This is a genomic window from Atlantibacter hermannii (assembly GCF_009907385.1).
GTDB classification, from domain to species: Bacteria; Pseudomonadota; Gammaproteobacteria; order Enterobacterales; family Enterobacteriaceae; genus Atlantibacter; species Atlantibacter hermannii_A.
On sequence record NZ_JAAATR010000028.1, the window covers coordinates 1 to 9,583 of the forward strand.

Annotated in this window: 8 protein-coding genes; 1 reads left to right on the forward strand and 7 read right to left on the reverse strand. The window is 59.1% G+C overall.

Annotated elements, in window-relative coordinates; all coding sequences use genetic code 11:
• Positions 1–50 precede the first annotated feature (50 nt).
• Both GV764_RS08925 and GV764_RS08930 read right to left on the reverse strand, forming a co-directional pair.
• Complete coding sequence (locus GV764_RS08925; RefSeq protein ID WP_161659840.1) at positions 51–941, reverse strand: oxidoreductase; 891 nt, start codon at positions 939–941, stop codon at positions 51–53.
• A 31-nt stretch (positions 942–972) separates the two neighbouring features.
• The gene (locus GV764_RS08930) at positions 973–1,419 is read right to left on the reverse strand and encodes an Lrp/AsnC family transcriptional regulator (RefSeq protein ID WP_201743124.1); all 447 of its coding nucleotides are present in this window, start codon (positions 1,417–1,419) and stop codon (positions 973–975) included.
• Positions 1,420–1,526: 107 nt separating this feature from the next.
• Between GV764_RS08930 and GV764_RS08935 the strand changes: the two genes are divergently transcribed.
• Positions 1,527–2,420 carry a DMT family transporter gene (locus GV764_RS08935; RefSeq protein WP_161659842.1) on the forward strand — a complete coding sequence of 298 codons (894 nt, stop codon included), beginning with the start codon at positions 1,527–1,529 and terminating at the stop codon, positions 2,418–2,420.
• 114 nt (positions 2,421–2,534) lie between these two features.
• Here the strand turns inward: GV764_RS08935 and narI are convergent, their stop codons facing one another.
• The 5 genes from narI to GV764_RS22095 form a co-directional block, all read right to left on the reverse strand.
• Positions 2,535–3,212, reverse strand: coding sequence for a respiratory nitrate reductase subunit gamma (narI, locus tag GV764_RS08940; protein WP_161659843.1), 678 nt, complete (start codon positions 3,210–3,212; stop codon positions 2,535–2,537).
• Complete coding sequence (gene narJ, locus GV764_RS08945) at positions 3,212–3,922, reverse strand: nitrate reductase molybdenum cofactor assembly chaperone (protein WP_161659844.1); 711 nt, start codon at positions 3,920–3,922, stop codon at positions 3,212–3,214. Before narJ ends, narI begins: the two co-directional genes overlap by 1 nt.
• Positions 3,919–5,454: a nitrate reductase subunit beta gene (narH, locus tag GV764_RS08950; RefSeq protein ID WP_161659845.1), complete on the reverse strand. Its 1,536-nt coding sequence runs from the start codon at positions 5,452–5,454 to the stop codon at positions 3,919–3,921. Before narH ends, narJ begins: the two co-directional genes overlap by 4 nt.
• Positions 5,451–9,197, reverse strand: a complete 3,747-nt coding sequence (locus GV764_RS08955) for a nitrate reductase subunit alpha (protein ID WP_161659846.1) — start codon at positions 9,195–9,197, stop codon at positions 5,451–5,453. Before GV764_RS08955 ends, narH begins: the two co-directional genes overlap by 4 nt.
• A gap of 179 nt (positions 9,198–9,376) precedes the next feature.
• On the reverse strand, positions 9,377–9,583 hold a 207-nt coding region (locus GV764_RS22095), incomplete at its 5' end, for a hypothetical protein (RefSeq protein WP_236651857.1).

Here is a 9,583-nt window from a genome sequence, read left to right on the forward strand (position 1 = left end):
AAGGTTCGATTCGAGCGCCAGCGAGAACGCACGTAAACAATCCACCATTCTCAACCCGGCCCTTCACTCCCTGCCGCCAGTAGCGGAACCACCACATCGCTAATGGGCGTCGCAATGCCCAACTCAGCGCCATACCGTTGGATCACGCCGTTACGGATATCCCATTCCAGCGGGCGATTCGCCTGTCGGTCAGCGAGAATAGACGTTCCCAGGTCCACCGGGGCACGATGAAAGCCGTCAACGATCTCCTGCGCCACGCTATCGTTCAACACCGCACCTTTAGCGCGGGCAACGGTCAGGCATTCGCGCAGGTAAGCCAGCGCCAGCTCAGTGATATCGGCGCGTGAAAACATCCCGGCACGGCGATTTGCCAGAACCATCAGCCCCGCCGCTGCGTTAAGCAGCAGTTTACGCCAGGCGACCGAGATAAAATCCCCGGACAGTTCCACCGCGCAGCGTGTGCCGTGAAGCGCCTCGACCACCCGTTGCGCGGGCGGTACGTCCGGCAGCGTCAGGCGCGGTTTCGCCCGCAGCCAGACCGAGGCGTCCGGTTCGCGCTGTGCCGGGAACCACACCACCGAAGGCAGCACCGTTGCGCCATTCACATAAGGTTGCAGCCTGGCCTGTTGCTCAACGCCGTTTTGCAGTGCGCAGACCACCGTATTTTCATCGCACAGCGCCGTCAGCCAGTCGGCGCTGTCGGCGATCTGGGTGGCTTTCACTGCCACGAACACCAGGTCGAACGGCCCACCAGGGGTAGAGGGCTCGTTCAATACCGGGCCTGGCACCACGATCTCCCCGTCATCGTGACGCAGGATCAGCCGGGGATGCGCCGTGCGGCCACAAAGCACAGGCGTGCGCTCAACCTCGTGGAGCACTGCGGCAACGGTGGTGCCGATGGCCCCCGGCCCGACAAGGGCAATCGCTGGACGGTCTGACATGGTGTGTTCTCCTGACTGGGTTAGCCAAACATCAGTGTAGCGGCGGTAGCCGTCGCGTTACCGGCGAACTCTTCACAATCGAGGTGTTGCTCTGGGCATAATCCGCCAGGCCATCCAGCACCACGTCCAGCTGGTCGATGGAGCGCACCATCAGCCGCATCACGAAGCAGTCCTCTCCGGTGACTTTGTCGCACTCGATGCATTCTGGAAACGCCTGAATCATTTTCTCGACCTTATGGAGCATCCCCGGCAGCGGTTTCACCCGCACCAGCGCCTGCAGCGAATAGCCCAGCGCGGCCAGATTAATCCGCGCGCCGTAGCCCTGGATCACGCCCTTCTCTTCCAGCCGCTTTACACGCTCAGCGGTGCTGGGCGAGGAAAGCCCCACTTTGCCGCTAAGCACTTTTAACGACAGCCGCGCGTCCTCTGCCAGGCAAGCCAGAATCTGGCGATCGATATCATCAATAAGGTAATCCATCATCACGTCCTAATTATAAAAGGATAATTACTGCATTTACCTTATCTCCCCTCTGTAACCCGCGCCACGATTTTTACACAATAGCGCTATCACAGAGGAGACAACCCATGCGTAATATTCAATCCGGCGTCGGGCAGATGAGCCTGGCGATGCTGATATCCGGCTCTGTCGGCGCGTTCGTTTTGCTTTCAGGATTACCGGTGATGGAGGTGGTTTTTGCCCGCTGCCTGATCGGCGGCGTCACCCTGTTGCTGTTTATTCGCCTCAGCCGCGAACCGCTGGCGCGGCTAAGCCGCCTCACGCTGCTGTTGATGGCGGCGGGCGGCGTGGCGGTGGTGATTAACTGGCTGCTGCTGTTTGCCTCTTACCGCCATCTTTCCATTGGCCTTTCCACCGTTATCTATAACACTCAGCCCTTTATGCTGGTGTTGATGAGTATGCTGCTGGGGGAACGGGTCAGCAGTGTGAAATGGGCATGGTTAACCCTGGCGTTTGGCGGCGTGGTGCTGGTGTTATCCAGCGAGCTGGGCGCGGCGCATCCGGGCAACGGCCTGCCGGGAGTGGCGATGGCGCTGGGGGCGGCGTTTTTCTACGCGCTGACGGCGCTGATCACCCGCCAGCTGCGCCAGGTTTCACCGCAGCAAATCGCTCTGGTGCAAATGGCGGTCGGCACGCTGATGCTGCTGCCGCTGGTGCAGATCTCGTTCGATCTCAAGCCGATGCAGTGGAGCATTCTGCTCACCGTCGGGATTGTGCATACCGGCATGATGTATCAGCTGCTTTACGCGGCGATCCAGAAACTGCCGACGCCTGTCACCGGTTCGCTGTCGTTTATCTATCCGCTGGTGGCGGTCGTGGTGGATAAGCTGGTGTTTAACCAGACGCTGAGCCTGGCGCAACTGGCTGGCGGCGCGCTGATCCTGCTGGCGGCGGCGGGCAACAATCTGGGATGGGGAGAAAAGCGGGCGCATGTCATATCGCACGCCACGCAAGAAAAGTAACACCGCCCACCCAGGGTTAACAGGGGAAACAGCGGGATTGGGTTCCCGGAGGGACGCCCAATCCGCTGGTCGCCCCGTCTGCTCCCAGGTGAACGGTGTGAATTTCCAGAAGGCTTAGCGACGCGCTCTGACCACCTGATATTTACGCGTCAGGTATTCCACCGGCGCGCTCCAGATATGCACCAGACGGGTGAACGGGAACAGCACAAACAGCGTCATCCCCAACACCAGGTGCAGACGGAACACAAAGCCCACACCGTCCAGATGTTCAGATGCACCGCCGTGGAAGGTGACCACCGACTGCGCCCAGCCCACCAGCTTCAGCATCTCGCTGCCGTCCATATGCTGCGCCGAGAATGGAATGGTTAACAGGCCCAGCGCACATTGCAGCATCAGCAACGACAGGATCAGAATATCCGCCGTGGTGGACGTGGCGCGGATGCGCGGGTTAAACAGGCGACGCTTGAGCAGCAGCAGCCCGCCCACCAGCGTCATCACGCCGCTTGCGCCGCCCATGATCATCGCCATCTTTTGCTTCACGTCCATTGGCAGGAACGACTCGTACATCCAGTGCGGCGTCAGCATTCCGAAGAAGTGGCCGACGAAAATGCCCAGAATGCCAAAGTGGAACAGGTTAGACGCCAGGTTCATCCCTTTGCGATCCAGCATCTGGCTGGAGCCTGCCCGCCAGCTGTACTGGCCGTAGTCGTAACGCAGCCAACTGCCCACTAAAAACACGGTGCCGGCAATATAAGGATAAATATCGAAGAGAAGCCTGTTCAGGAACTCCATTATTGCTGTCCTCCTGTAGTGATATTCAAATACTGCGGGGCGACCGCGCCCGCAAACCGGCGTTGATGGGAGGTGATGGCGGAATCGCCGCAGCCCTGATCGGCGAAGAATTTCACCTGCTCTTCTTCCCATACCGCGTCCAGCGCCGCAGGCGTATCGTCACGCACTTCTTCGGCAAGCTGGCGCTGCACTTTTTCGGCGTCAACCTGGCTGTTGGCCATGCTGAGCAGCAGATCGAACAGCACCGCATAACGGCTTTGGCGCTGTTTCAGGCGGGCGCTGAGCAGCGCCAGAATCGGCGCCACATCCTGCAATCCGCCTACCGCTTCGCTATGTGGCAACTGCGCCAGATATTCCAGATACAGCGGCAGATGATCCGGCAGTTCGCGGCTGTCGATAAACAGCCCGGCGCGCTCGTACTGGCCCATCAAATCCACCATCGCCTGGCCGCGATCCCGCGACTCGCCGTGTACGTGTTCGAACAGCAGCAGCGACGTGGCGCGGCCCCGGTCGAACAGTTCGCTGTAGCGCGACTGCACGTCCAGACGGTCCTGTGACAGCACATCGCGCAGGAACAGGCCCAGCGCATGGGCCTCCTCTTTACTGATATGCTCAAGGTCGGTCATGGCATCAAACATCTCGCGCTGATGCTCCCACAGCGCGTGATCCGGGTACTCCAGCAGCCGGGAAATCAGTTTGAGTTCCATCATGGGCGCGACTCCGATTTCACCGTCACATCCACTGCGTCGATACGACGGCTGTTAAACAGGTTGGCTTTGCTGTCTGAACCGTGGCAGCCGTCGCCGAAGCTAAAGCCGCAGCCTTTGCTTTCCGGGAAGGCGTTGCTCGCCAGTTCGCGGTGGCTGGTGGGGATCACAAAGCGGTCTTCGTAGTTAGCAATCGCCAGATAGCGGTACATCTCCTGGGCCTGGGTTTCGCTTAACCCAACCTCTTCCAGCGCGCGAGTGTCATTCACGCCGTCAACGGTTTCCGCACGTTTGTAATGACGCATCGCCATCATGCGTTTCAGGGCGCGCAGCACTGGCGCGGTATCGCCTGCGGTCAGGATGTTCGCCAGGTACTGAACCGGGATACGCAGGCTTTCCACATCCGGCAGAATCCCGGTGTGCGGCAACTCACCCGCATCGGCAGCGGACTGGATCGGCGATAACGGCGGCACGTACCAGACCATCGGCAGGGTGCGGTATTCCGGATGCAGCGGCAGCGCCAGCTTCCAGTCCATCGCCATTTTCCATACCGGCGACTGCTGCGCCGCGTCGATCACGCTCTGCGGCACGCCGTCTTTCAGCGCCTGCGCGATCACTTTTGGATCGTTCGGGTCAAGGAACACGTCCAGCTGACGCTGATACAGATCGGTTTCGTGCTCGGTGCTGGCCGCGTTTTCGATGGCGTCCGCGTCATACAGCAACACGCCGAGGTAGCGGATACGGCCCACGCAGGTTTCGGAACACACCGTCGGCATCCCGGCTTCGATACGCGGGTAGCAGAAGATGCATTTCTCGGATTTGCCGCTCTTCCAGTTGAAGTAGATTTTTTTGTACGGGCAGCCGGTGATACACATCCGCCAGCCTCGGCACTTGTCCTGGTCGATCAGCACAATGCCGTCTTCTTCACGCTTGTAAATCGCGCCGCTCGGGCAGGTCGCCACGCACGCCGGGTTCAGGCAGTGCTCGCACAGGCGCGGCAAATACATCATGAAGGTGTTTTCGAACTGGCCGTACATCGCTTTCTGCATGTTTTCGAAGTTCTTATCTTTGGCGCGTTTTTCAAACTCGCCGCCGAGGATCTCTTCCCAGTTCGGGCCGGTTTCGATTTTGTTCATCCGCTGGCCGGTGATCAGCGAGCGCGGACGGGCGATGGGCTGATGCTTGCCTTCTTTCGCGGTATGCAGATGCTGATAGTCGAAATCAAACGGCTCGTAGTAATCATCGATGCCCGGCAGATGCGGGTTGGCGAAGATTTTGCCCAGCAGCATGGCACGGTTGCCCATGCGCGGTTGCAGTTTGCCGTTGATTTTACGGATCCAGCCGCCCTTCCATTTTTCCTGGTTTTCCCAGTCATTGGGGAAGCCGACGCCCGGTTTGGTTTCCACGTTGTTGAACCAGGCGTACTCCATGCCTTCACGGCTGGTCCACACGTTTTTACAGGTCACGGAGCAGGTGTGGCAACCGATGCATTTGTCGAGATTCAGCACCATGCCGACTTGTGAACGGATTTTCATTTGACGCTCTCCTGTACCTGGTCACACCCTTCGCCATCTAACCAGTCGATATTTTTCATCTTACGCACCACCACAAACTCATCGCGGTTAGAGCCCACGGTGCCGTAATAGTTAAAGCCGTAAGCCAGTTGCGCATAGCCGCCGATCATATGGGTCGGTTTCGGGCTGATGCGGGTCACGGAGTTGTGAATGCCGCCGCGCTGCCCGGTCACTTCAGAGCCCGGCAGGTTCACGATGCGCTCCTGAGCGTGATACATCATGGTCATCCCTTCCGGCACGCGCTGGCTCACCACCGCACGGGCGGTTAACGCGCCGTTGGCATTGAACACTTCGATCCAGTCGTTATCGGCGATCCCTAACGCTTTCGCGTCGATTTCGCTCATCCAGACAATCGGTCCGCCGCGTGACAGGGTCAGCATCAGCAGGTTGTCGCTGTAAGTAGAGTGGATCCCCCACTTCTGGTGCGGCGTCAGGAAGTTGAGCGCTTTCTCCGGATTACCGTTGGATTTCTGGCCCATCACCGCTTTCACCGAACGGGTATCGATCGGCGGGCGGTACACCAGCAGGCTTTCACCGAAATCGCGCATCCACGGGTGATCCTGATACAACTGCTGACGGCCCGACAGGGTACGCCACGGGATCAGCTCGTGAACGTTGGTATAACCGGCGTTATAGGAGACATGCTCATCTTCCAGGCCAGACCAGGTCGGGCTGGAGATGATTTTACGCGGCTGGGCCTGAATATCGCGGAAGCGGATTTTCTCTTCCTCTTTATTGGTCGCCAGATGGGTATGATCGCGCCCGGTGAATTCGCTGAGCGCCGCCCAGGCTTTCACCGCCACATGGCCGTTGGTTTCCGGGGCCAGGGTGAGGATCATTTCCGCCGCGTCGATGGCGGTATTGAGCATCGGCTGGCCTTTGGCCGGGCCGTCCGCTTTGGTGTAATTCAGCTTGCGCAGCAGGTCCATTTCGCTCTGGGTATTCCAGCTAATGCCCTTGCCGCCGTTGCCGACTTTCTCCATCAGCGGGCCGATAGAAGTAAAGCGTTCATACGTCGCCGGGTAGTCGCGTTCCACCACCATAATGTGCGGCGCGGTTTTGCCAGGGATCAGATCGCACTCGCCTTTTTTCCAGTCCTTGACGTCCAGCGGCTGCGCCAGTTCGGCGGCGCTGTCGTGCTGGATCGGCAGCGTGACCACATCGGTTTCTTTACCTAAATGACCGACGCACAGCTCGGAGAATTTCTTCGCGATGGCTTTATAAATTTCCCAGTCGCTTTTCGATTCCCAGGCCGGGTCCACGGCGGCGGACAGCGGATGAATAAACGGATGCATATCCGAGGTATTCATGTCGTCTTTCTCGTACCAGGTGGCGGTCGGCAGCACGATATCCGAGTACAGACAGGTGCTCGACAGACGGAAGTCCAGCGTGACCACCAGGTCCAGTTTGCCGTCGAGGCCGTTGTCATGCCATTCCACTTCTTCCGGCTTCACGCCGCCCTGCTGACCGAGATCGGCGCCCTGGATACCGTGATCGGTGCCCAGCAGATACTTGAGCATGTACTCATGGCCTTTACCGGAGGAGCCCAGCAGGTTAGAGCGCCAGACGAACAGGTTGCGCGGGTGGTTCTTGCCGTTTTCCGGCTGCTCCGCCGCGAAATGGATCTCGCCGGATTTCAGCGCCTGCACGGTGTAATCCACCGGGTTCATGCCTGCGGCGTCGGCGGCGGCTTTAATGCGCAGCGGGTTGGTGCCCAACTGCGGCGCGGACGGCAGCCAGCCCATCCGCTCGGCGCGCACGTTGAAGTCCAGCAGATGGCCGGTGTAGCGGGATTTATCCGCCAGCGGCGACAGCAGATCTTCCGCGCCGAGGGTTTCATAGCGCCACTGGCTGGAGTGGTTGTAGAAAAACGAAGTGCTGTTCATATGACGCGCCGGACGCTGCCAGTCGAGACCAAACGCCAGCGGCTGCCAGCCGGTCTGCGGACGCAGTTTTTCCTGGCCGACATAGTGCGCCCAGCCGCCGCCGCTCTGGCCGACGCAACCGCAGAAGATCAGCATATTGATCAGGCCGCGGTAGTTCATGTCCATGTGATACCAGTGGTTGAGACCGGCACCGACGATGATCATAGAACGACCGTGGGTCTTATCGGCGTTATCGGCGAACTCACGGGCGATACGGATAATGTGGCTGCGGGACACGCCGGTGATTGCTTCCGCCCAGGCCGGGCTGTAGGCTTTCACGTCGTCATAGCTGCTGGCGCAGTTGACATCGCCCAGACCGCGATCCAGGCCGTAGTTGGCGAGGGTTAAATCATAAACGGTGGTTACCAGCGCGCTGCTGCCGTCCGCCAGTTGCAGACGTTTGACCGGCAGTTTGTGCATCAGCACGTTGTCAAGCTGAACGCTGTTGAAGTGCTCGCTCTCTACGCCGCCAAAGTACGGGAAGCCGACATCGGCGATCTCGTCATGGCTGCCGAGCAGCGACAGGCGCAGTTCGGACTCTTCGCCGGTGGTGCCGTCGCGCTGTTCGAGGTTCCATTTGCCCTTCTCGCCCCAGCGGTAGCCAATTGAGCCGTTCGGCGCGATCATCTCGCCGTTGTGGTTATCAATGGCGACGGTTTTCCATTCCGGGTTGTTTTCCTGACCCAGACCGCCCACCAGATCGGCGGCGCGCAGCATACGGCCCGCCGCCCAGAATCCGTCGCGCGGCTCCAGCATCACCAGCATCGGCATATCGGTGTAGCGACGCACATAGTCGGTGAAGTACTGGCTCGGGCGCTCCAGATGGAATTCGCGCAGCATCACGTGGCCCATCGCCAGCGCCATCGCGCTGTCGGTGCCCTGTTTCGGCGCTAACCACTGGTCGCACAGCTTGGCGATTTCCGCGTAGTCCGGGGTAACGGCCACGGTTTTGGTGCCTTTGTAGCGCACTTCGGTAAAGAAGTGCGCATCCGGGGTACGGGTCTGCGGAACGTTGGAGCCCCAGGCGATGATGTAGCTGGAGTTGTACCAGTCGGCGGATTCCGGCACGTCGGTCTGTTCGCCCCAGGTCATCGGTGACGCAGGCGGCAAATCGCAGTACCAGTCGTAGAAGCTCAGGCAGGTGCCGCCAATCAGCGACAGGTAACGCGCGCCGGAGGCGTAAGACACCATCGACATTGCCGGGATCGGCGAAAAGCCCGCGATACGGTCCGGGCCATAGATTTTAGCGGTCCAGACGTTGGAGGCGGCAATCAGCTCGTTCACTTCCTGCCAGGAAGAGCGCACAAACCCGCCGCGACCGCGCGCCTGCTTATAGCTTTTGGCTTTGTCGCTGTCGGACATGATCGATGCCCAGGCGTCCACCGGATCGCTGTGCTGCGCTTTCGCTTCACGCCACAGTTTCATCAGGCGCTTACGCATCATCGGGTATTTCAGGCGGTTTGCGCTGTACAGATACCAGGAGTAACTCGCACCACGAGGGCAGCCGCGCGGTTCATGATTCGGCATATCGGGACGGGTGCGCGGGTAGTCGGTTTGCTGGGTTTCCCAGGTCACCAGACCGTTTTTGACATAAATCTTCCAGCTGCATGAGCCGGTGCAGTTTACGCCGTGAGTGGAGCGCACGATTTTGTCGTGCTGCCAGCGCTGACGGTAACCGTCTTCCCAGTCCCGGTTGGTATCCAGAATCTGTCCGTGCCCATCGGCAAAGGTGTCGCCCTTCTGCTTGAAGTAGCGAAACCGATCCAGAAATTTGCTCATCGGGGGTTCTCCTGTAAGGAGCCTGTAGGCTCTTCTGCTAAATCGACATTGCAAGAATTTGAGCCAAGGTTACTCCCCGGTTTTCGCGCGGAATTGACACCGATCAACCCCGTAACCCTTTGAAAAATGTCAAAACATTGGGAATACCACCAAAGTGGCAGGGAAATTTATTTTTTAAGTTACTGTAATAGATACTTATTTTGAGATAAGGACAGATTTTGGCCGCGGTTATTCAGCGTAATGAGGTATTTGGGGGTAGAAGAAAGGGGGAGGGATTTTAGTGTGACGGGAGTCAAGGTTGGGAGAGTTTTTTTTTCGGGGGGAGTTGTTTCGTTCGGGGGAATTGTTCCGTTCGGTGGAAGGGTTCCGTTTTTTTGTAGGGTGGA